The organism is Rhodocyclus tenuis (assembly GCF_014197755.1).
In the GTDB taxonomy this organism is placed as follows: Bacteria; Pseudomonadota; Gammaproteobacteria; order Burkholderiales; family Rhodocyclaceae; genus Rhodocyclus; species Rhodocyclus tenuis.
The window spans coordinates 491838-515861 of sequence record NZ_JACIGE010000001.1; the positions used below are offsets into that span (position 1 = coordinate 491838).

21 protein-coding genes are annotated in these 24024 nt (G+C 66.8%); 12 read left to right on the forward strand and 9 right to left on the reverse strand.

Annotated elements, in window-relative coordinates; genetic code table 11:
• Positions 1 to 49: 49 nt before the first annotated feature.
• From gatB to gatC, 4 genes are read right to left on the reverse strand one after another with little or no spacing between them, the layout of a single operon-like run.
• Positions 50 to 1513, reverse strand: coding sequence for an Asp-tRNA(Asn)/Glu-tRNA(Gln) amidotransferase subunit GatB (gatB, locus tag GGD90_RS02290; protein WP_153114915.1), 1464 nt, complete (start codon positions 1511 to 1513; stop codon positions 50 to 52).
• A gap of 54 nt (positions 1514 to 1567) precedes the next feature.
• A complete protein-coding gene (locus tag GGD90_RS02295; protein WP_228273604.1) occupies positions 1568 to 2089 on the reverse strand; it encodes a hypothetical protein in 522 nt (173 codons plus the stop codon).
• 11 nt (positions 2090 to 2100) lie between these two features.
• Positions 2101 to 3585, reverse strand: coding sequence for an Asp-tRNA(Asn)/Glu-tRNA(Gln) amidotransferase subunit GatA (gatA, locus tag GGD90_RS02300; protein ID WP_153114913.1), 1485 nt, complete (start codon positions 3583 to 3585; stop codon positions 2101 to 2103).
• Positions 3582 to 3869 (reverse strand): Asp-tRNA(Asn)/Glu-tRNA(Gln) amidotransferase subunit GatC, encoded by a 288-nt coding sequence (gatC, locus tag GGD90_RS02305; RefSeq protein ID WP_153114912.1) that lies wholly within the window; start codon positions 3867 to 3869, stop codon positions 3582 to 3584. Before gatC ends, gatA begins: the two co-directional genes overlap by 4 nt.
• A 269-nt stretch (positions 3870 to 4138) precedes the next feature.
• Between gatC and GGD90_RS02310 the strand changes: the two genes are divergently transcribed.
• The 7 genes from GGD90_RS02310 (at position 4139) to GGD90_RS02340 (ending at position 14522) form a co-directional block, all read left to right on the forward strand.
• On the forward strand, positions 4139 to 5182 hold the full coding sequence (locus tag GGD90_RS02310; protein WP_153114911.1) for a rod shape-determining protein: 1044 nt from the start codon (positions 4139 to 4141) through the stop codon (positions 5180 to 5182).
• A gap of 205 nt (positions 5183 to 5387) precedes the next feature.
• On the forward strand, positions 5388 to 6317 hold the full coding sequence (mreC, locus tag GGD90_RS02315) for a rod shape-determining protein MreC (protein WP_153114910.1): 930 nt from the start codon (positions 5388 to 5390) through the stop codon (positions 6315 to 6317).
• Positions 6318 to 6322: 5 nt separating this feature from the next.
• Positions 6323 to 6844, forward strand: coding sequence for a rod shape-determining protein MreD (mreD, locus tag GGD90_RS02320; protein ID WP_153114909.1), 522 nt, complete (start codon positions 6323 to 6325; stop codon positions 6842 to 6844).
• Between the two features lie 6 nt (positions 6845 to 6850).
• Positions 6851 to 8764 carry a penicillin-binding protein 2 gene (gene mrdA / locus GGD90_RS02325; RefSeq protein WP_153114908.1) on the forward strand — a complete coding sequence of 638 codons (1914 nt, stop codon included), beginning with the start codon at positions 6851 to 6853 and terminating at the stop codon, positions 8762 to 8764.
• A 3-nt stretch (positions 8765 to 8767) separates the two neighbouring features.
• On the forward strand, positions 8768 to 9889 hold the full coding sequence (rodA, locus tag GGD90_RS02330; RefSeq protein ID WP_407690623.1) for a rod shape-determining protein RodA: 1122 nt from the start codon (positions 8768 to 8770) through the stop codon (positions 9887 to 9889).
• A gap of 13 nt (positions 9890 to 9902) precedes the next feature.
• Positions 9903 to 10988 (forward strand): septal ring lytic transglycosylase RlpA family protein, encoded by a 1086-nt coding sequence (locus tag GGD90_RS02335; protein ID WP_228273603.1) that lies wholly within the window; start codon positions 9903 to 9905, stop codon positions 10986 to 10988.
• 96 nt (positions 10989 to 11084) lie between these two features.
• Positions 11085 to 14522, forward strand: coding sequence for an EAL domain-containing protein (locus GGD90_RS02340; RefSeq protein ID WP_153114907.1), 3438 nt, complete (start codon positions 11085 to 11087; stop codon positions 14520 to 14522).
• Here GGD90_RS02340 and GGD90_RS02345 read toward each other — a convergent pair whose 3' ends face one another.
• Complete coding sequence (locus tag GGD90_RS02345) at positions 14523 to 15233, reverse strand: 5-formyltetrahydrofolate cyclo-ligase (RefSeq protein ID WP_153114906.1); 711 nt, start codon at positions 15231 to 15233, stop codon at positions 14523 to 14525.
• Between the two features lie 201 nt (positions 15234 to 15434).
• Here GGD90_RS02345 and GGD90_RS02350 point away from each other — a divergent pair, with 201 nt between their 5' ends.
• The 3 genes from GGD90_RS02350 to GGD90_RS02360 all read left to right on the forward strand — a co-directional run bounded on the left by GGD90_RS02350 (position 15435) and on the right by GGD90_RS02360 (position 19835).
• Positions 15435 to 17393: a lytic transglycosylase domain-containing protein gene (locus tag GGD90_RS02350; RefSeq protein WP_153114905.1), complete on the forward strand. Its 1959-nt coding sequence runs from the start codon at positions 15435 to 15437 to the stop codon at positions 17391 to 17393.
• Positions 17394 to 17545: 152 nt separating this feature from the next.
• Positions 17546 to 18505, forward strand: a complete 960-nt coding sequence (locus GGD90_RS02355; RefSeq protein WP_153114904.1) for a complex I NDUFA9 subunit family protein — start codon at positions 17546 to 17548, stop codon at positions 18503 to 18505.
• 58 nt (positions 18506 to 18563) lie between these two features.
• Positions 18564 to 19835 carry a multifunctional CCA addition/repair protein gene (locus tag GGD90_RS02360; protein ID WP_153114903.1) on the forward strand — a complete coding sequence of 424 codons (1272 nt, stop codon included), beginning with the start codon at positions 18564 to 18566 and terminating at the stop codon, positions 19833 to 19835.
• Positions 19836 to 19901: 66 nt separating this feature from the next.
• On the opposite strand, the gene GGD90_RS02365 is transcribed toward GGD90_RS02360, so the two are convergent.
• Complete coding sequence (locus tag GGD90_RS02365; RefSeq protein ID WP_153114902.1) at positions 19902 to 20096, reverse strand: YjfB family protein; 195 nt, start codon at positions 20094 to 20096, stop codon at positions 19902 to 19904.
• On the opposite strand from GGD90_RS02365, the gene GGD90_RS02370 reads away from it, so the two are divergent.
• The gene (locus GGD90_RS02370) at positions 20095 to 20565 is read left to right on the forward strand and encodes a hypothetical protein (protein WP_153114901.1); all 471 of its coding nucleotides are present in this window, start codon (positions 20095 to 20097) and stop codon (positions 20563 to 20565) included. The genes GGD90_RS02365 and GGD90_RS02370 overlap by 2 nt on opposite strands.
• 78 nt (positions 20566 to 20643) lie before the next feature.
• On the opposite strand, the gene GGD90_RS02375 is transcribed toward GGD90_RS02370, so the two are convergent.
• Positions 20644 to 21522 (reverse strand): type IV pili methyl-accepting chemotaxis transducer N-terminal domain-containing protein, encoded by an 879-nt coding sequence (locus tag GGD90_RS02375; protein WP_153114900.1) that lies wholly within the window; start codon positions 21520 to 21522, stop codon positions 20644 to 20646.
• A 74-nt stretch (positions 21523 to 21596) separates the two neighbouring features.
• Positions 21597 to 22787 (reverse strand): class I SAM-dependent methyltransferase, encoded by a 1191-nt coding sequence (locus GGD90_RS02380; protein WP_153114899.1) that lies wholly within the window; start codon positions 22785 to 22787, stop codon positions 21597 to 21599.
• On the opposite strand from GGD90_RS02380, the gene GGD90_RS02385 reads away from it, so the two are divergent.
• Complete coding sequence (locus GGD90_RS02385) at positions 22786 to 23061, forward strand: hypothetical protein (RefSeq protein ID WP_153114898.1); 276 nt, start codon at positions 22786 to 22788, stop codon at positions 23059 to 23061. The two genes, GGD90_RS02380 and GGD90_RS02385, sit on opposite strands and share 2 nt — an antisense overlap.
• 36 nt (positions 23062 to 23097) lie before the next feature.
• Here the strand turns inward: GGD90_RS02385 and GGD90_RS02390 are convergent, their stop codons facing one another.
• Entirely contained in the window at positions 23098 to 23949 is an 852-nt protein-coding gene (locus tag GGD90_RS02390) for a hypothetical protein (RefSeq protein WP_153114897.1), read from the reverse strand.
• Positions 23950 to 24024: the final 75 nt, after the last annotated feature.

The window sequence follows — 24024 nt, forward strand, 5'->3', positions numbered from 1 at the left end:
GACGTGACGACGAAGCCTGCTCCGCCGCCGCTCAAGCGAATCAAGCGGCTCAGGCGCCGAGCTTGCTGCGCAGCAGCTGGTTCACCTGCTGCGGATTGGCCTTGCCCTTGGTTGCCTTCATCGCCTGACCGACCAGCGCGTTGAACGCCTTCTCCTTGCCGGCGCGGAACTCGGCGACCATCGCTGCGTTATTGGCAAGCACCTCGTCGATCAGCGCCTCGATGGCGCCGCTGTCGGTGATCTGCTTGAGTCCCTGCGCCTCGATGATGCGGTCGGCAGCGTCGTCGCCGCTTCCGCCTTCGCCCGCCCACATCGCGTCGAAGACCTTCTTGGCGATATTGTTCGAGATGGTGTTGTCGCTGATGCGCGCGACCAGCCGGCCGAGCTGCACTGCGCTCACCGGCGCCGCCGCCAGTTCGATTCCCTCGCGATTGACGCGCGCCGCCAGATCGACCATCACCCAGTTGGCGCAGGGCTTGGCGCTCGCCGTACCGGCACTGGCGACGGCCGCTTCGTAGTAGCTCGAAATCTCGAGCGAGGCGGTCAGGGTCGTCGCGTCGTAGTCGGACAGGCCGTAGTCGGCGACGAAGCGGGCACGCTTGGCGACCGGCAGCTCGGGCATCTCGCCGCGCACGCGCTCGATCCAGTCGGCGCCGATGACGAGCGGCAACAGGTCGGGGTCAGGGAAATAGCGGTAATCGTGCGCGTCTTCCTTGCTGCGCATGGCGCGTGTCTCGCCCGATTCGGGGTCGAACAGCACCGTCGCCTGCTGGATGCGGCCACCGTCCTCGATCGTCTCGATCTGCCAGCGCACTTCGTAGTCGATCGCCTGCTGCATGAAGCGGAAGGAGTTGAGGTTCTTGATCTCCCGCCGCGTGCCGAGCGGGCCGCCGGGGCGACGCACCGAGACGTTGGCGTCGCAGCGGAACGAGCCTTCCTGCATGTTGCCGTCGCAGATGCCGATCCAGCGCACCAGCGCGTGCAGCGCGCGCGCGTAGGCGACGGCTTCGGCCGACGAACGCAGGTCGGGCTCGGAAACGATTTCGAGCAGCGGCGTTCCGGCGCGGTTGAGGTCGATCCCCGACTTGCCGTGGAAATCCTCGTGCAGGCTCTTGCCGGCGTCTTCCTCGAGGTGCGCGCGCGTCAGACGGATCGTCTTGTCGGCATCGCCGACGCGGATGACGATCTCTCCGCCTTTTACCACCGGATCTTCGAACTGGCTGATCTGGTAGCCCTTGGGCAGGTCGGGGTAGAAGTAATTCTTGCGCGCGAAGACCGAGCGTTCGGCGACTTCGGCGCCGACCGCCAGACCGAAGCGGATCGCGCATTCGACCGCAGCACGGTTAAGCACCGGCAGCACACCGGGCAGCGCCAGATCGACGGCGCAGGCCTGCACGTTCGGCGCGGCGCCGAAGGCGATCGATGCGCCGGAAAATATTTTCGACTGTGTTGCCAGCTGTGCGTGCGTCTCGATGCCGATGACGACTTCCCAACCCCTGTTCGCTTCGCTCATGGCCTTCCCGTTCCTGCGTCCGAATCCGTGTGAATAGCTGCGTGAAAATCTGTGTCAAAAACAGCGGCCGCTCCTGGCATCGACCAGGATGGGCCACAGATAACTGAATGAATCACCCGTACATTGCGCCGCGCAGCCGTTGAAGGCGACGGTGACGCCTTTTTCCTGCTGCCAGATGCGTACCTTGCAACCGCTCTCGGCAGCGGTGAGCAATACCGTCGGCAGCTTTTCGGTCTGCGCGAAGGACTTCAGGTCGAAGCGGCAGCTGCCCTTGCCCGGCATGTTCACTTCGGCGGCGAAGCGCTTGACCACCGCGTCGCTGACGTGCAGGTCGAGCTTGCCCCGGGTGCCGATCTCGTCGCGGAAACTGCAGCGCGTGCGCACATTGAGCGCCTGCACCGGCATCGGCTTGAGATTGCGGCCGAGCAGATGACGCAAGGGCTGCGAACGCATCGCTTCCTCGGCCTGCACTTCTTCGGGCGGCAGCGGTTCCGCTGGCGGCGGCACTGGTGGCGTCGCGCAGGCGGCGAGCAGCAGGGCTGCCAGCGCCAGCAGGCGGCCGCGCCTTGCTGCCACCGGCCACGACCTCAGTCGGCCAGCGCCGTCGGGCGCTGCCGGTGCCAGTCGGTCGCCTGCTGGTAGCGATGCGCCACTTCGAGCAGGCGCGCTTCGCCAAAATAATTGCCGATCAGCTGCAGGCCGGCAGGCAGGCCGTCGGCCAGACCGCAGGGAATCGACATTCCCGGCAGACCCGCCAGATTCACAGCGATCGTATATATATCAGATAGATACATCTGCACTGGATCGGCCGCCTTCTCGCCGATGCGGAAAGCCGTTCCCGGGCTGGTCGGCCCCATGATCACGTCGCATTCCTTGAAGGCGCGCGCGAAGTCGTCGGCGATCAGGCGACGGATGCGCTGCGCCTGCCGGTAATAGGCGTCGTAATAGCCGTGCGACAGCACGTAGCTGCCGATCAGGATGCGCCGCTTCACTTCGGCGCCGAAACCCTGCGCGCGCGTCTTGGCGTACATGTCGTCGAGGTCGGTGTACTCCGGCGCGCGATGGCCGTAGCGGACGCCGTCGAACCTGGACAGGTTCGAACTCGCTTCGGCCGGGGCGATCACGTAGTAGGCGGGCACCGACAGCTGCATCGCCGGCAGGCTGACTTCGACCGTCTCGGCGCCAAGCGCACGGTAGGCGGCGATCGCCTCGTCGACGCGCGCCATCACCGCCGCGTCGCAGCCGGCGCGTTCGGCCTCGCCGAAGAATTCGCGCGGCAGGCCGATCTTCAGGCCAGCGAGCGGCTTCGCCGGCGCGTCGTCGGCGAGCAGGCGGGTGTAATCCTCGGCCGGGCGCTCGACGCTGGTCGAGTCGCGCGTGTCGAAACCGGCCATGGTGTTGAGCAGCAGCGCACAGTCCTCGGCCGAGCGCGCCATCGGCCCGGCCTGGTCGAGCGACGAGGCGAAAGCGATCATTCCCCAGCGCGAAACGACGCCGTAGGTCGGCTTCAGTCCGGTGAGGCCGCACAGCGCCGCCGGCTGACGGATCGAACCGCCGGTGTCGGTACCGGTCGCCGCCGGCGCCAGCCGCGCGGCCACTGCGGCGGCCGATCCGCCCGACGAGCCGCCGGGAACGCGCGCGGTATCCCACGGGTTCTTCACCGCGCCGAAATACGAAGTTTCGTTCGACGAGCCCATGGCGAACTCGTCCATATTGGTCTTGCCCAGATTGACCGCGCCGGCGGCGTCGAAGCGCTCGATCACCGTCGCGTCGTAGGGGCTGACGAAGTTCTCCAGCATGTGCGAGCCGCAGGTGGTGCGCCAGCCCTGCGCGCAGAAGATGTCCTTCTGCGCCAGCGGGATGCCGAGCAAGGGAGCGGCCTCGCCCGTAGCACGGCGGGCGTCGGCGGCAGCTGCCTGCGCCAGGCTCTTTGCCGCGTCGAGCGTGACAAAGGCGTTGAGTTGCGGGTTGAGGCGGGCGATACGCTCGAGGTAAGTCTGCGTCAGCTCGACGCTGGAGAATTCGCGCGCAGCGAGCCCCTGCGCCAGTTCCTTGAGGCTCTTTTCGATCATTCGATCACCTTCGGCACCAGATAGAGTCCGGCAGCGGTTTCCGGAGCCACCGCCTGGAAGGCTTCGCGCCGGTCGACTTCGCTGACGCGGTCCGCGCGCAGGCGCTGCGCGAGGTCGAGCGCATGCGCCATCGGCTCAACGCCCTGCGTGTCGACCGCCTGCATCGCTTCGATGAGCGAAAAGATGCCGTTGAGTTCGCCGAGTGCGGTCTGCGCCTCGGCATCGCTGATTTCGATCCGCGCCAGTTTGGCAACGTGGCGGACCTGTTCGAGAGTGAGCGACATGGCTGCGAAGTGATCAGGAAAGCGGTAAAAAACAGGAAAAAACCGGGCGGCGCGTCAGGCCGGAAAACGCGGCCTGATTGCGGCCGGCAAGCCCGGCCCGATGGCGAAAAGCGCGCTCAGCCAGAGCCGCGAAAACCCTCGCCAAGCTGGTCCGCTCGGCTGGAAAGGCTGGCAACTGGCGGCGCCAAGGACTTAATTCAGAGAGTCTTATAAGGTATCATAAAGTCCCTTCCCGCCCCAGCCTTGGCGGACACACAGGATTCCCCCGCATGTTCAGTTTTCTTCGCAGCTACTTTTCCAACGACCTCGCGATCGACCTCGGCACCGCCAACACGCTGATCTATGTACGCTCCAAGGGAATCGTCCTTGACGAGCCGTCGGTCGTCGCCATCCGCCTCGAAGGCGGCCCGAACGCCAAGAAGACGATCCAGGCAGTCGGCAAGGAAGCCAAGGAAATGCTCGGCAAGGCCCCCGGCGCAATCACCGTGATCCGCCCGATGAAGGACGGCGTCATCGCCGACTTCACCGTCACCGAGCAGATGTTGAAGCAGTTCATCAAGAAGGTGCACGACTCGCGGCTGTTCTCGCCGAGTCCGCGCATCATCATCTGCGTGCCCTCGGGTTCGACGCAGGTCGAGCGCCGCGCCATCCGCGAATCGGCGATCGGCGCTGGCGCCAGCCAGGTATTCCTGATCGAGGAGCCGATGGCCGCGGCGATCGGTGCCGGCCTGCCGGTCGCCGACGCGACCGGCTCGATGGTCGTCGATATCGGCGGCGGCACCACCGAGGTCGGCGTCATCTCGCTCGGCGGCATGGTGTACGCGGGTTCGGTGCGCGTCGGTGGCGACAAGCTCGACGAAGCGATCATCAATTACATCAGCCGCAACTACGGCATGCTGATCGGCGAGAACACCGCCGAGAACATCAAGAAGACGATCGGCTCGGCCTTCCCCGGCGCCGAAGTGCGCGAGATGGAAGTTTCCGGCATCAACAAGGCCGAGGGCATCCCGCGCAAGTTCACGATTTCGTCGAACGAAATCCTCGAAGCGCTGACCGAACCGCTCAACCAGATCGTCTCGGCCGTGAAATCGGCGCTGGAAAAGACGCCGCCCGAGCTCGGCGCCGATATCGCCGACAAGGGCATGGTGCTGACCGGCGGCGGCGCACTGCTGCGCGACCTTGACCGTCTGCTGATGGAAGAAACCGGGCTGCCGGTGATCGTTGCCGACGACCCGCTTACCTGCGTCGCACGCGGCTGTGGTCTGGCGCTGGAAAAGATGGACAAGCTCGGCAGCATCTTCGCTTCCGAGTGAGGCACTGCGCGTGAAGCCAGCCCTGCCGGGGTGCCCGGACGGGTCGTCTCCGGCGGAAACCCCGGCCAGGCAGAAGACCGCCCGGATATCCGCTGTGCAATACGCCCGCCAGCACCCGCCGGCAAGCCGTTCAGCGCGCCACCCGGGGCTGTTGTACTCGGTCCTTTACCGCCCCACTCACTGATCCGGAGTTGCCGAAGCGCCGATGGATCATCAGCCGCCCCCCTTTTTCAAGCGCGGACCGGCACCGCTGGCCCTGCTGACCATTTATGTCGCGACCTCGATCGCCCTGCTGGTCGTCGACGCGCGGCTACGCACGCTGGAAGTGGTACGCCAGGCCATCGCCGCCGTGACTCATCCCCTGCAGGAAATCGCGCAGCAACCCGTGCGCGCGCTGGCCGGCGTTGGTGAACAGCTGCAGAGCACGGCAAAAACGCAGGACGAGAACGAGCGCCTGCGCCGCGAGCGTCTCGAGCAGTCGGCTCAACTGCTGCGTACGCAGCAACTCGAAGTCGAGAACGCCCGCCTGCGCCGACTGCTCGGCGTCGGCGAGCGTCAGGGTGTCAGCGCCCGTGCTGCCGAAGTGCTGCGCACTGCACGCGATCCGTTCTCGCATCGCATCATCATCAACAAGGGGCAGCAGGATGAAGTTGTCGCCGGACAGCCGGTGCTCGACGACGCAGGCATTGTCGGTCAGGTGACGCGCGTTTTCCCCTTCGTCTCCGAAGTGACGCTGATCACCGACAAGGATCAGGCGGTACCGGTACAGATCGTGCGCAACGGACTGCGCTCGGTCGTCTTCGGCCTTGGCGACGGGCGTCTTGAGCTGCGCTTCATGCCCGCCAACGCCGACGTGCAGGAAGGTGACGAGCTGGTGACTTCGGGCATCGACGGCGTCTTCCTGGCCGGCTTCCCGGTAGCCAGGATCGAGCGCATCGAGCGCGACAGTGCCTATTCCTTCGCACGCATCACCTGCGTCCCCTCGGCTGGCGTCGAGAACTTCGGCGAGGTGATGCTGCTGGCACCACGCGCGGCGAAACCGCTGCCCGCGGAGCTTGACGAAACGGCCAAGCCGGAACCGCGCGCCACCGACCGCCAGACGCGCGTCAAGAAGCAACGGCCCCGTCAGGAATAAGCGTGATGCAACCGACATTTACCTCCTCTCGCATTCTGCAGCCGGTCCGGCCATGGTTCGTCGTCCTCAGCCTGTTGGCGGCGCTGATGCTCAATTTACTGCCGACCTCCGAATGGCCGGGCATTCCCGACTGGGCAGCGCTGACCCTGATCTTCTGGAGCGTGCGTGAGAGCCGGCGTGTCGGCATGGGCTGGGGCTTCGCGCTCGGGCTGCTGATGGATGTCGCCGACGCCAGCCTGCTCGGCCAGCACGCGCTCGCCTACGTCCTCGCCACCTACATTGCCTCGTCGCTGTCGAAGCGCATCCTCTGGTTCCCGCTCGCGCAGCAGGCGCTGCACGTGCTGCCGCTGCTGCTGCTGGTGCAAATCATCCAGTTCGGCGTGCGCATGGCGTCGGGCGCCGCTTTTCCCGGGCTCGATTACCTGATCGGGCCATTCGTCGGTGCCGTGCTCTGGCTGCCGCTGACCTACGCGTTGCTGCTGCCGCAGTACCAGCCGGTCGAGCGCGATGCCAACCGGCCGATCTAGGTCCACATGCGGCTGCGCCGACCCCTGCTGCGTTCGACCGACAGCGAACACGATCGCTTCCGCTTCCGGCTGGCCGTTTCGCTGGCCGCCGTGCTGCTTGCCTTCGGCGTCCTGCTCGCCCGCTTTGTCCACCTGCAGCTGATCCAGCACGACTACTTCAGCACCCGCGCCGAGGACAACCGCATTTCGCTGGCGCCGGTCACGCCGAACCGCGGCGTCATCGTCGACCGCAACGGCGTCGTGCTGGCGCGTAACTATTCGGCTTACACGCTGGAGATCACGCCGTCCAAGGCCGGCGATCTCGACGCGACGATCGATGCGCTGAGCAAGATCATCGACATCCAGCCCAAGGACCGGCGCCGTTTCCGCAAGCTGCTCGAGGAGAGCAAGACCTTCGAGAGCCTGCCGATCCGCACCAAGCTCAGCGACGAAGAGGTGGCCCGCTTTGCCGCCAACCGCTACCGTTTTCCCGGCGTCGAGGTGCAGGCGCGCCTGTTCCGCCAGTATCCGCTCGGGCCGATTGCCTCGCACGCGCTCGGCTACATCGGCCGCATCAACAAACGCGACCTCGAAACCATCGAAGCCAGCGAGCAGGCGTCGAACTACAAGGGCGCCGACCACATCGGCAAGACCGGCCTCGAGCAGAAATACGAGTTCTATCTGCACGGCACCACCGGCTACGAGCAGGTGGAAGTCGACGCCGGCGGCCGCGCCGTGCGCAGCCTGGCGCGCACTTCACCGATCCAGGGCAGCGACCTGACGCTGACGCTGGACAGCCGGCTGCAGGAAATCGCCGAAAAGGCTTTCGGCGAGCGCCGCGGTGCGCTGGTGGCGATCGACCCGGCCAGCGGCGGCATTCTGGCGCTGGTGTCGATGCCGACCTACGACCCGAACCTGTTCGTCGACGGCATCCGCACCGACGACTGGGAGCAACTCAACAACTCGCCCGACAAACCGATGGTCAACCGCGCGCTGAACGGCGCCTACCCGCCGGGATCGACCTTCAAGCCCTTCCTCGCGCTGGCGGCGCTGGAGTCGGGCAAGCGCACGGCCAGCCAGAGCATTGTCGATCCGGGTTACTTCAACTTCGGCGGCCACCTGTTCCGCGACGACAAGAAGGGCGGCCACGGCGTCGTCGACATGTACAAGTCGATCGTCGAGTCCTGCGACACCTATTACTACATGCTCGCCAACGACATGGGTATCGACTCGATCGCCCGTTTCATGGCGCAGCTCGGCTTCGGCGCCCGCACCGGCATCGACATCGAGGGCGAGTCGATCGGCGTGCTGCCGTCGCCCGAGTGGAAGAAGCAGCGCTTCAAGCGCCCCGAACAACAGAAGTGGTTTGCCGGCGACACGGTCTCGATCGGCATCGGCCAGGGCTACAACGCCTACACGCCGCTGCAGCTGGCGCAGGCGACGGCAACGCTGGCCAATAATGGCGTCATGTTCCGGCCGCATCTGGTGCGCTACATCACCGACAGCCACGGGCAGAAGACGCTGATCGAGCCGGAACCGGTGCGCACCATTCCGCTGAAGGCACAGCACATCGAGACGATCAAGCGCGCCATGGTCGGCGTCACCAGGGAAGGTACCGGCGCACGTGCCTTTGCCGGCGCCGAGTACGTTTCCGGCGGCAAGACCGGTACAGCGCAGGTGTTCAGCCTGAAGGGCGAGAAGTACGAAGGCGGCAAGATCAAGGAGCGCCTGCGCGATCACGCCCTGTACATCGCCTTCGCGCCGGCCGACAAGCCGACCATCGCGCTCGCCGTGCTGGTCGAGAACGGCGGTTTCGGCGCGCAGTCGGCGGCACCGATCGCCCGTCTGGTGCTCGACTACTACCTGCTCGGTAAGACGCCGAAAGGCGCTGCCCCGGAAGACGCGACGGCGGTGGAAGCGCCACCACCGGAGGAGGAGTAGGCCATGCACGATCCGATCCGCATGCCCGCCGTCTTTTTCCGCCTGCGCGCACGCCTGCTCGAGCACATCGACATGCCGCTGTTCCTGATCGTCTGCGCATTGATGCTGTGCGGTCTGGCGACGGTCTACAGCGCCACCTACGACGCCAACAACCGGGCTTTCGCCCAACTCATCAACATGCTCTGCGGCCTTGCCCTGATGTGGGGCGTGGCGCAGGTACCGCCGCAGAAACTGATGCGCTTCGCCGTGCCGCTCTACGTGCTCGGCGTTGTCCTGCTGCTGCTCGTATTTCTCCTCGGGGTACGCGTCAATGGCGCACAGCGCTGGCTGTCACTCGGTGTCGTCCGCATCCAGCCGTCCGAGATACTGAAGATCGCCGTGCCGCTGATGCTTGCCTGGTACCTGCACAAGCACGAAGCAACGCTGCGCGCGCGCCATTTCGCCGGCGCCGCGCTGCTCATGCTGGTGCCGTTCGCGCTGATCGCCAAACAGCCCGACCTCGGCACGGCGATCCTCGTCGGCGCTGCCGGTTTTTACGTCATCTTCTTTGCCGGGCTGCCGTGGAAGGTGATGCTCGGCGCCGTCGCCGCCGCCGCCGCCGCGGCGCCGCTGCTCTGGTCGCATCTGCACGACTATCAGCGGCGACGCATCCTGACGCTGTTCGACCCGTCGACCGATCCGCTCGGTGCCGGCTATCACATCATCCAGTCGACCATCGCCATCGGTTCGGGCGGCGTTGTCGGCAAGGGCTGGCTGGAAGGAACGCAGACGCACCTGGAGTTCATCCCCGAGCGGCACACCGACTTCATCTTCGCCGTCTTTTCCGAAGAATGGGGGCTGCTCGGCAACGCCTTCCTGCTCTTCCTCTACACCATGCTGGTGGCGCGCGGCATGATGATCGCCGCCAACGCACCGACGCTGTTCTCGCGCGCCATGGCCGGCTCGATCACGCTCAGCTTCTTCACCTACATCTTCGTAAACATGGGCATGGTCAGCGGCATCCTGCCGGTGGTCGGCGTGCCGCTGCCCTTCATCAGCTATGGCGGCACCGCCGTGGTCATGCTCTGTCTGGCGCTGGGCATCCTGATGAGCATCCAGACGCACCGCATGCTGGTGAAGAAGTAGGGGAGATCAGGAAGTGAACAGTCGGCAAGGTTCTGTCGGCAGCGCGGCGGCACAGCGCGGATGGCTGCCCGCAGCCGGCAAACGCACCCTGTGCTGGCTGCTGCCGCTTCTCGTCGCCGCCTGCGCTACGCCTGCGCGCCTGCCCGAGCGCAGCGACACTCCGGCAGTCGACACCCCCGCCAGCAGCGCCAAGGCGGCGCGCAAATGGGTGCCGACCAAACGCGGCGGCGGCTATTACAAGGACGACGGCCCGGCCGACGAGATCCCCGACAACCTCGACGAGATCCCCGACGCCGAACCGCGTCTCGAGCCGCTGCACCGCTTCGCCAACAAGCCTTACGTCGCGCTCGGCCGCAGCTATGTGCCGAATACCAGCGTGCAGCCGCTGCGCGAGCAGGGCATCGCCAGCTGGTACGGACGCAAGTTCCACGGCCAGCGCACCTCGATCGGCGAACCCTACGACATGTTCTCGATGACGGCGGCGCACCCGACGCTGGCGATCCCGTCCTACGTGCGCGTCACCAGCACGCGCAACGGCCGTTCGGTGGTCGTCCGCGTCATCGACCGCGGGCCCTTCCACGCCGGCCGCGTCATCGATCTCTCCTACGCCGCCGCATGGAAGCTCGGCATCATCGACGGCGGCAGCGGACCGGTCGAAGTCGGGGCGATCGTCCCCGGCGAGGGTGGCCTCCCGCCACCGAAGACGCCGCTGCTGATCGCCGCCGCAGCGGCAAAGCCGCCGGCGCGCAACGGCAGCGCGACGGGCAACACTGCGGGCGGCGCACCCGATGCGATTGAGGCCTTTGCGCGTCAGCTCGCCGCCAGCGAACGCGACGCGCCGCCAGCGCCGCCCACAGGCGGCAGCGAGCGCGGCGTCTTCCTGCAGCTGGGTGCCTTCGCCAGCGCCGACAACGCCGAAAGCCTGCGCGGCCATCTGGCGCGCGAACTCGACTGGCTCAGCGAACCGCTACGCGTCGTCGCCGGCGGCGGCGTCAACCGCGTTCATCTGGGGCCTTACACCAGCCGCGCCGATGCCGAAAAGACCGCCGAACGCATCCGTCAGGCGCTCGGCTACAAGCCGACTTTCGTCGTTCGCTGAACCGCTGCGGCAATAAGCGGTCTGCCCCGTTGTCGCTGCTGCCGGCGAGGAGTAGCTTAGTCGCGGCGAGGTTTGTCGCACTCTGCCGGGAGCCCCATGCTTAATGCCCCTCGTTCCGCCAAGCACAGCATCTGGCTGATCCTCTCGGTCGTGCTGCTGGTCACGGTCATGCTGACGCTGATGCTGGCAGTGCAGCGCGTGCAGTCCGGGCGTGAGCTGCAAGGCCAGCGCTTCGTTGCCGTTGCCAATGAACGCGCTGAATTCGTCGAATTCCGCATTCTCTCCCTGCTGCATGAAGTCGATGTACTCCGCCGTCTGTGTGCGTCGGAAGCCATCGATGGCGCGAGCTTCGCCCGCCTGAGCGCGGCAGTCGGCAGTTCGCCCGGTACGATCGGGCAGTTCTGGGCGACCGTCGACGATCAGTTCCGTCCGCGGCTGGTGCACGGTCCGGCAACACTCGCCGCCACCCTTGGCAAGGAGCTCAGCACCAATCCGGCGCTGGCCTCGGCGGCACGGCGCGCATTCGCCAGCGACAGCGCCGTCGCGAGCATCCTGCCGGCACTTCCGGCAACGTCTGCGCGTCTGCTGATCATGGCGCCGATACCGGCAGCGGACGCACGTCGCCCCGGCCTGGTCGTGCTCGCCGTCGACGCGGAAGCCCTGTTCGCCGCCGCCAACGCCGGCGCGCCGATCAGCGGCTTCGATCTCGATCTGCTGGCCGACGCGGGCAGCGGCGTGCAGCCGATTGCGCACTGGACTTCCCGCCAGGCTAGCGGCCCTCCGCCGACCACCGATGCAAGGCTGGAGTTTGAGGAACGGATCGATTTCGCCGGCCTGCAATTCTTGCTGCGCATCCACCCGGCCTCGTTCTGGATCGAAGCCAACCCGGCCGACGGCGTTGGCGAGATCGTTCTCACTGGCGCAGTGCTCGGCACTCTCCTGCTGCTGCTCCTCTATCAGTCGCTGACACGCCGGGCCGTCGCCGAAGCGCTGATCGAAGTACGCACGACCGACCTTGCGGAACGACAACACGCTTACGAAACGCTGGTCGAGAACCTGCCTGAAATCATCCTGCGTTTCGACCGCGACTGGCGTTTGCTGTTTGTTAACACCACGTTCGAAAACAGCCTGGGCATTGCCAGAGGCAATCTGCTCGGACGGCGGATCGGCGACGCGGGCTTCCGCCTGCACCCCGGACTGGATGCGGCCTTGCTCACCCTCTGGCGCGATGCCCTGACGCGCGTCTTCGCCAGCGGCCAGGCGCAAGCGATCGAGTTTGATTTTCCCGGCCCGGCTGGCCAGCGCTTCTTCGAAGGGACGCTGGTCCCGGAAAGCAAGGCCCCCGGCGTGGCCGGAACGGCCGGCGAGAGCCCGCCCGCTCCGGCAAGCACCAGCGAAGTCTCGTCGGTGATCGCCATCTTCCGCGATGTCAGCGAGCGGCGCAGTGCCGAATCCTGGGCCCGGCGCCTGTCACTGGCGGTCGAGCAGAACCCGGCGACGATCGTCATCACCGATCTGCACGGTGACATCGAGTACGTGAACAAGCGCTTTACCGAAACCACCGGCTATGCGCGCGACGAGGCGATCGGTACCAACCCGCGACTGCTCAAGTCGGGCAAAACGCCGGACGCCGTCTATCGCGAGATGTGGAAAACCATCCTCGCCGGCCAGACCTGGCGTGGCGAGTTCATCAACCGACGGCGCGATGGCAGCATTTTCCAGGAGCGCGCGCAGATCGCGCCGATCTGCGACGAGGGCGGCGCCATCACCCATTTTGTCGCGATCAAGGAAGACATCAGCGACATGAAGGCGATGATCGACCGGCTGCACGAGAGCGAAGCACGGTTTCGCAGCGTCGTCGGTGCAATGGCCGAGGGACTGACGCTGCACGATGCCAGCGGCGCCATCATCTTTGCCAATGCTGCTGCTGAAGGCATTCTCGGACTGACGGCAAGCGAACTGCGCGAGCGCAACGTGCTCAAGGGCGACTGGCAGCCGCTGCGGGAAGACGGCAGCCTGTTGCCGACGGCAGATCTGCCGGTGCAGATTGCGCTGGGTGAGCGGCGCGAAGTGCGTGGCGTGGTTTGCGGCATTGCCCAACCGGACGGCAATCTGCGCTGGCTGCTGGTCAACGCCGTGCCGCTGGACGGTGGCGAGACGCCCACCGCCCTGACCACCTTCAGCGACATCACCGAGCGCAAGCTCGCGCAGCAGCGCGTCGAATTTCTCGCGCATCACGACCCGCTGACGCGCCTGCCCAACCGGATACTGCTGCGTGACCGCGTCGACCAGGCGCGCGCGCTGGCCGGCCGCCTGCACAGCCGGTTCGCGCTGCTCTTCCTCGATCTCGACCACTTCAAGACGATCAACGACTCGCTCGGTCATCCGGTCGGCGACGCTCTGCTCATCGCCAGCGTCCAGCGCCTGAGAAGCTGCCTGCGCGAATCGGACACACTGGCGCGTCTGGGCGGCGACGAATTCGTCATCGTCGTCAATGATGTCCGCGATGCCGACGCTGTCGCGCGCGTCGCCGAGAAGATTCATGAACGGACCAGCGAAACGCTTCCCGTCGAAGGCCACCGGCTGATTGCCTCATTCTCGATCGGCATTGCGCTCTTCCCCGATGACGCGCAGGACTTCGACACGCTGATGCAGCAGGCGGACACGGCGATGTATCACGCCAAACAGGCGGGCCGGAACACCTACCGCTTCTTCGCCGAGGAGATGAACGCGCAGGCCATCGAACGCCTGGAACTGGAGTCGCGGCTGCGTCAGGCGATCGAGCGCGACGAGTTCGTCCTGCACTACCAGCCGCAGCAGAGTCTGGTCGACCGGCGCATCGTCGGCGTCGAAGCGCTGATCCGCTGGCGCAATGCCGATGGCGAAATGATGCAGCCCGCCGACTTCATCCCGATCGCCGAGGACTCGGGACTGATCGTACCGATCGGCAACTGGGTGCTGCGCGAAGCCTGCCGGCAGGCGCGGGCCTGGCTCGACGCCGGCCATCCCTGCATCGTCGCGGTCAATCTGTCGGCACGGCAATTCCGCGGCGACGAACTGGTCGACGCCGTGATCGGCGCGCTGGTTCTCGCCGACCTTGACGCGCGCTGGCTCGAGCTTGAGCTGACCGAGTCGCTGCTGCTGCAGGATGCCGAAACAACGCTGGAAACGCTGCGCCGCCTGAAAGCGATCGGTATCCGGCTGGCCATCGACGACTTCGGCACCGGCTATTCGAGCCTTGCTTACCTGAAACGCTTTGACGTCGACAAGCTGAAGATCGACCAGTCCTTCGTCCGCGACCTGCTCAGCGATCCGGACGACGCGGCGATCGTTCACGCCATCATCGAAATGGCGCACAGCATGCAGCTGAAGACGATCGCCGAAGGCGTCGAAACGCAGGCGCTCGCCGACCGTCTGCGCCTCTTCCACTGCGACGAAGCGCAAGGCTACTGGTTCGCGCGCCCGCTGCCGGCCGCCGAAATCGGCGACTTCCTGCGCCGCCATGCCGAACCCGGTCAACTGCCGGGCAGCTAGCTAGTCTGCGTGGCGCTTGAAACGGAAGACAGCCGCGTCGCTGACCAGCGCATCGAGCGGCTCGTCGTGCGCCTGCGGCCACACCGTCGCCACGCGCGAAAAATCGAAGCCGATGCCGATCGCCAGCGGGCGCGGCGAGATTGCCGCCAGCGTGCGGTCGAAGTAGCCGCCACCATAGCCCAGACGATATCCGGCGGCGTCGACGGCGTTGACCGGAACCAGCAAGGCCTCGGGCACAACGAAGTCGCCGCTGGCCGGGTAGGGAATACCGTGCCGATCAAGCGCGAGCGGCGTCTCCGCCGCGCCCGTGCCGCCGGGAATCCAGGCGCGGAAAGCGAGCGGCTGCGCAGCGCCGACAACCACCGGCAGCAGCGCCTGAAAGCCCGGACGGGCGGCACGTAGCCAGTCGAGCAGCAAGGGGCGCAGGTCGATCTCATTGCGCATCGGCCAGCAGAAACCGACGCGCAGCCCCGAAAGCTGCGGAAAATGCGTGCGTAACGCGGCAACGACCAGCGCCGAAGCGACAGCGCAAACATCCGCGGCAAGCGCCTCGCGCCGTTCGATCAGGGAGCGGCGCAAGCCCCGACGCAACTCGGCAAGCGGCACGCCCGGAGCGTGCGCAGGCGCAGCCGCGGCTGACGCCGACTGCGCCTGCCAGACCACACCAAGACCTGCCGCCGGCACGGCGGGCGCGCCCTCGTCAGACTTCATGGCTGACCCCCTGTGCTATGCTCTTTGTGACCCTTGGCAGATTTTTCACCGTGCGCGGCGCGCTGGCGCCGGCAGCAGCGCAGTGCCGATAGCGTCCAGTGCCGATCGCCGGACTGTCCGCCAACGCCGCAGCCACGAGCGCGCAAGCCTGCCTCCATTCCCCGGGAATCCTCACTCCGCATGCCTGTTTTGCAGCTTACCATGAAGCTTTTTCGCCCCCTTCGCCGCTTTTCCGGGCCGCTCGCGCTGCTGCTGACGCTGCTCGCTGCTCCGCCGGTACTGGCAGAGATCGGCGACGACCGTTTTCTCGCCGCGCGCGACGCATTCCGCCTCGGCGACCGCGCCAAACTCGAGCGCCTGGCTCCGGATCTGAAAGGGCACGCGCTTGAGGCCTACGTCGACTACTGGCTGCTCACGCAGCGCCTGAAGGACGCCGATGCGGCAAGCGTGCAAGCCTTCCTCACCCGCCACGAACGCAGTTATATCGGCGACCGCCTGCGCAGCGACTGGCTGAAGCTCGCCGGCTCGCGCCAGCAATGGAGCGAGTTCGACGGCGAGTACGCCAAACTCGTCCAGCCCGATCAGGAACTGCAATGCTATTCGCTGCAGGCGCGGCGAATCCGCGACGATGCCTCGGCCAGCAGCGAGGCGGCGGCGCTCTGGCTGACGCTGCTCGAGCCGCCCGAACCCTGCGTCCCGGTAATCGAATCGCTGATCATCGACCGGCGGGTTTTTGCCGACGACGCCTGGGCACGCATTCGCCGCCAGTTCGAAGCCAACAAGACGACGGCAGCGCGCACCTGCATGAACTACCTGCCGGCAGCGCAGACGCCGGATGCGGCCACTGCCGACGCCGTGATCGACAAGCCGATGCCCTGGCTGGCGCGGCTGCCCGCCGATTTCGCCGGCAACCGCATGCTGCGTGAGCTTGCCGCACTGGCCATCCAGCGCAGCGCACGCAACGACCCGAAAGCCGCCGCCGAGCAGCTGATGCGCCTGGAAGCGCGTCTGCAACCAAGCGAGCGCGGCTGGGCGTGGGGCGTCGTCGGCTGGCAGGCGGCGCAGAGGCACCTGCCCGAGGCGCTCGACTTCTACCGTCGCGCCGGCGACGCGCCGCTCGGCGACGAGGCAATCCAGTGGAAAGCGCGTGCCGCGCTGCGCGCGCAGGACTGGGCGAGCTTGCGTGCGACCATCGAAAAGATGCCGCCAGCGCTGGCGACACTGCCCGACTGGACCTACTGGCTCGGTCGCGCCTACCGCGCCGGCGGACGTATCGAGGAAGCCAACACGCTGTTTGCGCGCATCGCCGGCCAGCCGAATTTCTACGGCAATCTCGCCGACGACGAACTCAACCGTCCGACCTCGCCACCGCCACGGGCGCGCGCGGCATCGCGTGAAGAACTCAACCAGATCGCTGCCAACCGCGGCGTCCAGCGCGCACTGGCGCTGTTTCGCCTGAACCTGCGTTTCGAGGCGGTGCGCGAGTGGAACTTCGCGCTGCGTGGCATGAGCGACCGCGAACTGCTCGCGGCGGCCGAGCTTGCCCGCCGCGCCGAGATTTTCGACCGCGCCATCGCCGCTGCCGACAAGACGAAGAACGAACACGACTTCACGCTGCGCTATCTGGCGCCTTTCGACGAGCGCGTGCGCCCGGCGGCACGCGAGCAGTCGCTCGACGACGCCTGGGTTTACGGCCTGATGCGTCAGGAAAGCCGCTTCGTCAGTGACGCGCGTTCGACCGTCGGCGCCTCCGGCCTGATGCAGCTGATGCCGGCGACGGCGCGCTGGGTGGCGAAGAAGATCGGTCTCAAGGACTACCAGCACAGCCGCGTGAACGACGCCGACACCAACGTGCTGCTCGGCACCAGCTACATGCGCATGGTCCTCGAAGGGCTCGACAAGCAGCCGCTGCTCGCCTCGGCCGCCTACAACGCCGGCCCCGGACGGGCGCGCAAGTGGCGCGCCGAATGGCCGCTCGAAGGCGCGATCTACGCCGAGACGATCCCGTTCAGCGAAACGCGCGACTACGTCAAGAAGGTGATGAGCAACTCGGTCTACTACTCGGCACTGTTCGAGGGCCGGCCGCAGTCCTTGAAAGCGCGGCTGGGCACCGTCGCCGCCCGCGGCAGCAACGACAGCGGCGCCACCGAGCTGCCCTGATCTCCGGCCGGCGGCGGTAGAATCCTGCCGCAGCTCAGCGACTGAACCACTGCCGGCGGCACCGGTCCGACAAGGCCGCATGCCGGCAATGGCAAGACTGCCTCGTCGCAAGCGCTTTCAGCATAACGACACCCCGTTCCGGAAAGTTCGACATGGCCTGTAACAACATTCTCCTGATTGGCGGCAGCGGTTTCGTTGGCGGCTGGCTCGCCAACCGTCTGGTCGAACTCGGGCTGCGCGTGCGCATCCCGACGCGCCGGCACGAGAGCGCGCGGCACCTGACGCTGTTGCCGACGGTGGAGACGGTCGTCGCCGACGTGCATGACCCGGCAACACTGCGCCGGCTGCTGCAGGGGCAGGACGCGGTGATCAATCTGGTCGGCATCCTGCACGACCGCGATTCGCGCCAGCCCTACGGCAGCGGTTTTGCGCGTGCGCACGCCGAACTGCCGCAAAAGATCGTCGACGCGATGCTCGCCAGCGATGTGCGCCGGCTGGTGCACATGAGTGCGCTGGGAACGGCGCCCGACGCACCGTCCGAATACCTGCGCTCGAAAGCCGCCGGCGAAGCCGCGGTCCTTGCCGCGCAGGACCGGCTCGATGTCACCGTGTTTCGCCCCTCGGTCATCTTCGGTGCCGGCGACGCTTTCCTCACGCTGTTCGCCAAGCTGCTGCGTAGCGCGCCATTCTTCCCGCTGGCTGGCGCGCGGGCACGCTTCCAACCGGTGTTTGCCGGCGATGTCGCCTGGGCTTTCGCCGACTGCCTCGACCGCCCGGAGACCTTCGGCCAGCGTTACGATCTCGCCGGTCCGCAGGTGTACACGCTGCGTCAGCTGGTCGAGTACACCGGCGCACTGAGCGGCCACCCGCGACCGATTTTCGAGTTGTCGGATGGGCTCGCGCAACTGCAGGCGAACGTGCTCAAGCTGCTGCCCAACCCGCCGATGACGCCGGACAACCTGCGCTCGATGCAGGTCGACAATGTCAGCGATGGCGCGCACGACTACCCCGGCTGGGCGCCCGCCGCTCTTGAAGCAGTCGCACCGGGCTATCTGACGACGCACGCAGCGAAAAAACGTTTCGACGACTTCCGCCTGCGCGCGGGACGCTGAGCGCTGGCTGCGACTGTCCGTCATTTCTCCCGCGACCACATTGGCGAGCCCGGATACGATGCAGATATACACCGTCGGCGGCGCCGTGCGCGACGAACTGCTCGGACTGCCGGTCAAGGACCGCGACCACGTGGTCGTCGGCGCCACGCCGGAAATCTTGCTGGCACAAGGCTTCCGTCCGGTCGGCCGCGATTTCCCGGTATTCCTGCACCCGCAGACGCACGAGGAGTACGCGCTGGCGCGCACCGAGCGCAAGAGCGGCTCCGGCTACACCGGCTTCACCGTGCACGCCGCGCCGGAAGTAACGCTCGAAGAAGACCTGGCGCGCCGTGACCTGACCATCAATGCCATCGCCCGCGCTGCCGACGGCACGCTGATCGACCCCTTCGGCGGCATTGCCGACATCAAGGCGCGGCAGCTGCGCCATGTCGGCCCGGCCTTCGTCGAGGACCCGGTACGCATTCTGCGCATCGCCCGTTTCGCCGCACGTTTCTCGCTGCCACCGAACGAGTTCGCGGTCGCGCCGGAAACGGCGCAACTGATGCGCCAGATGACCGCCGCCGGTGAGGTCGACCATCTTGTCGCCGAACGCGTCTGGCAGGAGCTGGCGCGCGGGCTGATGGAAGAGAAACCGTCGCGTTTTTTCCGCGTGCTGCGCGACTGCGGCGCGCTGGCGCGCCTGCTGCCCGAACTCGACGCACTGTTCGGCGTGCCGCAACGCGCTGATTTCCACCCCGAAATCGACACCGGCGAACACGCGCTGCTCGTCGTCGACCAGGCGGCGCGTCATCGCCTGCCGCTCGCCGGCCGCCTTGCCGCGCTGCTGCACGATCTCGGCAAGGCACTGACGCCGGCCGACGTCCTCCCGCGCCACCACGGTCACGAGGCGCGCGGCATCGCGCCGACCGCAGCGCTATGCGCGCGCCTGAAAGTGCCGGCCGAATGCCGCGAACTTGCGCTGCTGGCAACGCGCTTTCACGGCCAGATCCACCTCGCCGGCGAACTGCGCCCGGCGACGATCGCCACGCTGCTCGAACACACCGACGCGCTGCGCCGGCCGCAGCGTTTCGCGACGCTGCTCGATGTCTGCGTCTGCGACCATCGTGGCCGTGGCGGCCATGAAGATGCGGCCTACAGCCAGCGCGAGCTGCTGTTGCGCGCGCTCGACGCCGTGCGCGGTGTCGACGCCGCAGCCGTCGTGCGCGGCGTCGCCGAAGCGGCCAGGATTCCCGAACGGCTGCATGCGGCGCGCACCGACGCAATACGCCGGGCGCTGGCGAACGGCGCCGGCACGTGTGCGAGCACACCAGACACCACGACCGCAGCCTGAATGGAAACGGGGAATGGCAACGGGGCCTCGCGGCCCCGTTTTATCGACAGCTGCCAGCCTCGGGAATCAGGCGAAGGTATTGACGCCCTGGCCGAGGTTGGGCGGATTGTTCGTCGTCGCTTGTGGTAGCGCGGCGATCAGCTGCATCGCGGCCTGTGCCTGCAGATCAAGGGACTTGCGCAGCACGGTCACAGCGATGGCGTCGCCGGTTTTTGCCTGTGCGATCGAAGAGGGAACGCTTGCGATACTGCTGATGTCCATGAATGACTCCTTGTGCGTCTGCCTCATTATGGCGCAAAGCGGAGGCAAGGCAAGAAAAAGGGCAAGGAAAGGCCATGGCCGGTCGGGATCCGCGCGTGTCTTCCGGATCAGGAGCAGCGACCCGGCAAAAGCTTCAAGCTTTTCTGCGCCCGCCCGTTATACGATTTTCGGCGCAGCGAAGGCTGGCCAGCGTTTACCAGAAGGCAGAAAGGGGATTCCCGTGGCGATCATCATGGACATGAACGGCAACTGTACGCAGGATACCGACGTCGAATTTCGCGCCGCGCTCGGCCCGAGCTACAGCGAGGAAATTCTCAGCGCCGGCTGGACCGAGGTGCCGCGGCCGGAAGTGCATTTGCTCAGCGTCGCTACGATCGCGGCGGAGACAGGCAAAGCCGAGGCGGCAAGCGCTCCCCCCGGATTCGATGTCGACGGCTTTCTCGCACGCGTCTACGCCAGCCAGGAATAGGCAGAAGCGCTGCCGGCGATCCAGTCGGCAGCCGGCATCGCCGTGCTGTCACCCAGGTTCACTGAACACCGCTGCCGGCTAAACGCGGGAAAGCGACGCGGCCGACAGTGGCAGTGCAGAGTTCGGCTGCAGCGAATCGGAAAGGCTTGCCGCCACCGCGTCGAGCACTTCGCTCAGGCGTTCGCTGGTGGTTGCCACGTGCTGCGGGTTGCCACGCCCACCACGCAACAGATCGACAACTGCCTGATCGAGAAAGAGCCATTGCACCTGCATCAGCGCCAGCGCTTCGCGCGTCGCTGCGGTGTTCTCCGGGGCGCTGGCCAACTCTGCCAGTGAAGTGACGAATTCGCGCCGCGTCTGCTCGATGTCGACGAGACGACCGCGCGAATTGTCGCCCGCCTGTGCCAGTAGATAAAGTCGCGCCAGACGCTGCGCCAGCATGCTCTGGCGCAGCGCCAGATCGAGCAGGCGCGCGCTCGGCGTGGTGGCGTTCTCCTCGATCAGCAAGGACAGCCGGCCAGCGGCAATCGACTGGCTTTCCGCGAGCGCGTTGACGCGCTGTACCGCGTCGACACTCCATGACTGCGCCAGCGCGACTTTCAGTTCGCGCCAGTGTTCGCCAACCCGCAGCAGCGCTTTCTGCGCCCGCGGCTCGCGCAGGCGCCGCGTCAATTCGTCAATGTCGGTATCGCCCTGGCGCAGCGCAGCCGCCAGCTGCTGGCGCGAACGTGTGGCGTTGATCGCCAGCCCGTTCTGCAGGTAGAGCTTGGCCACGCGCTGCGCCTGCATGCGCAGCCGGCCGGCGGCACCGAGGTCGCTGACGATGTCACGTGGGGCAGGATTGGCGGACGAGGCGACTGCGCGCGCTGGGGGCGCAGCCAGTGCGGGTACGGAGGCGACGGCAAGACAGCACAGCGCGGACAACAGCCCGCAGGCGCAGGCAGGAAGAAGAGACATGGGCACGGCAGCGACGAAAGGGTGGCATTGAAACACGCCGATGTTGCGCTACCGTGACAGCGGCGGGCGCAGCGTCAGAGCGTAGCGCTGCGCTCGTTGCGCACGAAGCCGAGCAGGCGCGCGTCGATGCCGCGGCCGAAAGCGATCACCTTGAACAGTTCGCCCATTTCGGCCGGCGACAGCAGTTTCTGCGCGGCGCTGGCCAGCGCCGGCCAGCCTGCCGGGTTGCTGGTCTGCGCACGCGCCAGAATCTCGGTCAATCCGCAATTGAACAGGAAAGCCGCCTGCGTCGCATAGCCGAGCAGCGACAGGCCGGCGCCACAGCCGGCTTCGGCCAGCGCACTGAAATCGACGTGCGCGGTGATGTCCTGGCTGCCCGGATCAAGCAGCGGCGTGTCGCTGGCCAGATGGCGACGATGGCACATCAAGGTGCCGGTGGCGCGCTGCGGGTGGTAGTACTCGTGCTGCGGGAAGCCGTAGTCGAGCAGGAGCAAGGCGCCGCGACCGATGATTCCCGCCCAGGTGGCAAGCCACGCCGGTGCGGCGAGCGCGATTTCGGAGATGTAGGGCGGCGTCAGACCGCTGTCGGCGGCGATCGCCAGCGCCCGCTGGCGCAGCGGCGGGGCAGCGGGCCGCTCCGCCCAGCCCAGCGTCCAGGCATCGGCGGCGCGCTCACGCACGACGCCGCGTTCAAACACGCCCGCGTCACGCCACGCCAGCAGATGCACCGGCATGGCATCGAGTACCTCGTTGCCGATGACGACGCCGTCGAAGCGCTCGGGCAGGCGGTCGAGCCAGAGCACACGTTCGAGCAGATGCGGCACGCGCGCCGCAATCGTCGCCTGCTGCCGCTGGCGCAGACTGCCGGACAGGTCGAGGATGGCGTAGCGCTCGGGCAGCGCGCCAAGGGCTTCGAGTTCGACCAGCAGGTCGGCAGCCAGCCGGCCCGAGCCGGCACCGGCCTCGATCAGTTGCGGTGCACTCAGCGCCTGCAACTGCGCGACCTGCACGGCGAGCGCCGCGGCAAAACCGCCGCCGAGTTCGGGCGCGGTGACGAAGTCGCCGCCGGCTCCGAACTGGCGATCGTCAGCGGCGTAATAGCCAAGCCCCGGCGCGTAAAGCGCCAGTTCCATATAGCGGCAGAAACTCAGCCAGCCGCCGCCGGCGTCGATTTCGGCGTCGATCAGCGCGCGCAGTTGCTGCGCCCGCAGGGCATCGCTGGCTTGTTCGTTGGCAAGGCTGCGCAATGGGCGATCGGTCGGCATGGTCGCTGATTCTGCAAAACGGAGAGAGCGTGATCATGCGGTCAGGCGGCGGACGACGCAATCGGCGGCGCCGGCTATCGGCTATTCGTCGCTCGCCTGGCTGACGCGTTTCCGGCGCAACGAAATCAGGATCGAGCGCAGCTTTGCCGACGGCATTGGCAGCAACCCTGACGATCACGCCATCGCCTGCCCGCGTGCGCAGGGCTTTCTCTTCTCCGCAGCCTTGCCGCCCGCCACTTTAGCCGAGCGGGTGCTCTCCCGGCGTCAGGCCTGACGACCTGACTCGCAGCACTCCGGAAGTGGCGAACGCCTACTCGCGGCGTTCGAAACGGATCTGCCCGTACATCTCCGGATGGCGGGCGGCGATCCAGTATTCGGCTGCCGACTCGGCGCGCTCCCAGGTCGCGGCGCGCAGCGGAATCGTCTGTTCGCGGCCATCGTCCGGCCCCCAGTGCAGAACGAAACTGCGAAAGCCGCCGCGTTCGACGAGCGCGATGACGCGACTCCAGCGCGGCGGCTCGCGGCGCAGCGTCGCCCCGCCGGCAGCCAGATGCAACCGGAACAGCGGCCCCTTGCCCTGATGCTGCAACAGATACGCGCTGCCCGGCTGCAACTCCTCGACGACGCGCCAGTCGCTGCAGGCATCGATCGTCGCGACCAGCGCCTTGCCGTCTGCGTCGGCGACGATTTCGGCATCGACCACGTAGGCTTCACTCTCGCCTTCAAGCAGTTCGTGCCAGGGCGAACCGTTGCGCGTCGGCGGCGGGAAGGGCAGCGGCCTTTTGCCCTGCCGGATGCGCGCAAAGAGCGAAGACATCAGCACGTCTTCGAGTTCGACCGTCGGAAACGCCGAGCGCGGCGCCGAAGGGAAGCTGCCGGCGCCCATATAGCCAACCTGCCACAAGGTTTTCAGCCATTCCGCCGTATCGAGCGCCACCTGCGCCAGATCCTCGGACAAAGCCCCGTGCTCCGCCGGCAGGCCCTGCTCCTCGTCGCTTTCATCGGCGGTGGCGGCAAGCAACTCGGCTTCGTGCAGGCGCGCGCGCAGGCATTCGTCGAACAGACGGCCAACCCACCCGGCTTCAGCCGGCGGCAAGGCAGCAATACGCTCGGAAAACTCCATCAGGACTTCGGCATCGAGCGGCTCGGCATCAGGGTTCATGCGGGATCCTCGGCGGATAAACGGAAGGCAGCGCAGCGACAACGCGTCGGCGGGCAAGACGTTGACCGGCACCGC

Bases quoted from the DNA above. Each gene is read 5' to 3' on its own strand.
- mreD (WP_153114909.1), top strand. From the start codon at position 6,323: ATGCAACCGACATTTACCTCCTCTCGCATTCTGCAGCCGGTCCGGCCA.
- GGD90_RS02345 (WP_153114906.1), bottom strand. From the start codon at position 15,233: ATGAAGTCTGACGAGGGCGCGCCCGCCGTGCCGGCGGCAGGTCTTGGT.
- GGD90_RS02390 (WP_153114897.1), bottom strand. From the start codon at position 23,949: ATGAACCCTGATGCCGAGCCGCTCGATGCCGAAGTCCTGATGGAGTTT.
- GGD90_RS02375 (WP_153114900.1), bottom strand. From the start codon at position 21,522: ATGTCTCTTCTTCCTGCCTGCGCCTGCGGGCTGTTGTCCGCGCTGTGC.
- GGD90_RS02340 (WP_153114907.1), top strand. From the start codon at position 11,085: ATGCTTAATGCCCCTCGTTCCGCCAAGCACAGCATCTGGCTGATCCTC.
- GGD90_RS02370 (WP_153114901.1), top strand. From the start codon at position 20,095: ATGAATGACTCCTTGTGCGTCTGCCTCATTATGGCGCAAAGCGGAGGC.
- rodA (WP_407690623.1), top strand. From the start codon at position 8,768: ATGCACGATCCGATCCGCATGCCCGCCGTCTTTTTCCGCCTGCGCGCA.
- GGD90_RS02380 (WP_153114899.1), bottom strand. From the start codon at position 22,787: ATGCCGACCGATCGCCCATTGCGCAGCCTTGCCAACGAACAAGCCAGC.
- mreC (WP_153114910.1), top strand. From the start codon at position 5,388: ATGGATCATCAGCCGCCCCCCTTTTTCAAGCGCGGACCGGCACCGCTG.
- gatA (WP_153114913.1), bottom strand. From the start codon at position 3,585: ATGATCGAAAAGAGCCTCAAGGAACTGGCGCAGGGGCTCGCTGCGCGC.
- GGD90_RS02350 (WP_153114905.1), top strand. From the start codon at position 15,435: ATGAAGCTTTTTCGCCCCCTTCGCCGCTTTTCCGGGCCGCTCGCGCTG.
- GGD90_RS02365 (WP_153114902.1), bottom strand. From the start codon at position 20,096: ATGGACATCAGCAGTATCGCAAGCGTTCCCTCTTCGATCGCACAGGCA.
- mrdA (WP_153114908.1), top strand. From the start codon at position 6,851: ATGCGGCTGCGCCGACCCCTGCTGCGTTCGACCGACAGCGAACACGAT.
- gatC (WP_153114912.1), bottom strand. From the start codon at position 3,869: ATGTCGCTCACTCTCGAACAGGTCCGCCACGTTGCCAAACTGGCGCGG.
- GGD90_RS02360 (WP_153114903.1), top strand. From the start codon at position 18,564: ATGCAGATATACACCGTCGGCGGCGCCGTGCGCGACGAACTGCTCGGA.
- GGD90_RS02310 (WP_153114911.1), top strand. From the start codon at position 4,139: ATGTTCAGTTTTCTTCGCAGCTACTTTTCCAACGACCTCGCGATCGAC.
- GGD90_RS02385 (WP_153114898.1), top strand. From the start codon at position 22,786: ATGGTCGCTGATTCTGCAAAACGGAGAGAGCGTGATCATGCGGTCAGG.
- GGD90_RS02355 (WP_153114904.1), top strand. From the start codon at position 17,546: ATGGCCTGTAACAACATTCTCCTGATTGGCGGCAGCGGTTTCGTTGGC.
- gatB (WP_153114915.1), bottom strand. From the start codon at position 1,513: ATGAGCGAAGCGAACAGGGGTTGGGAAGTCGTCATCGGCATCGAGACG.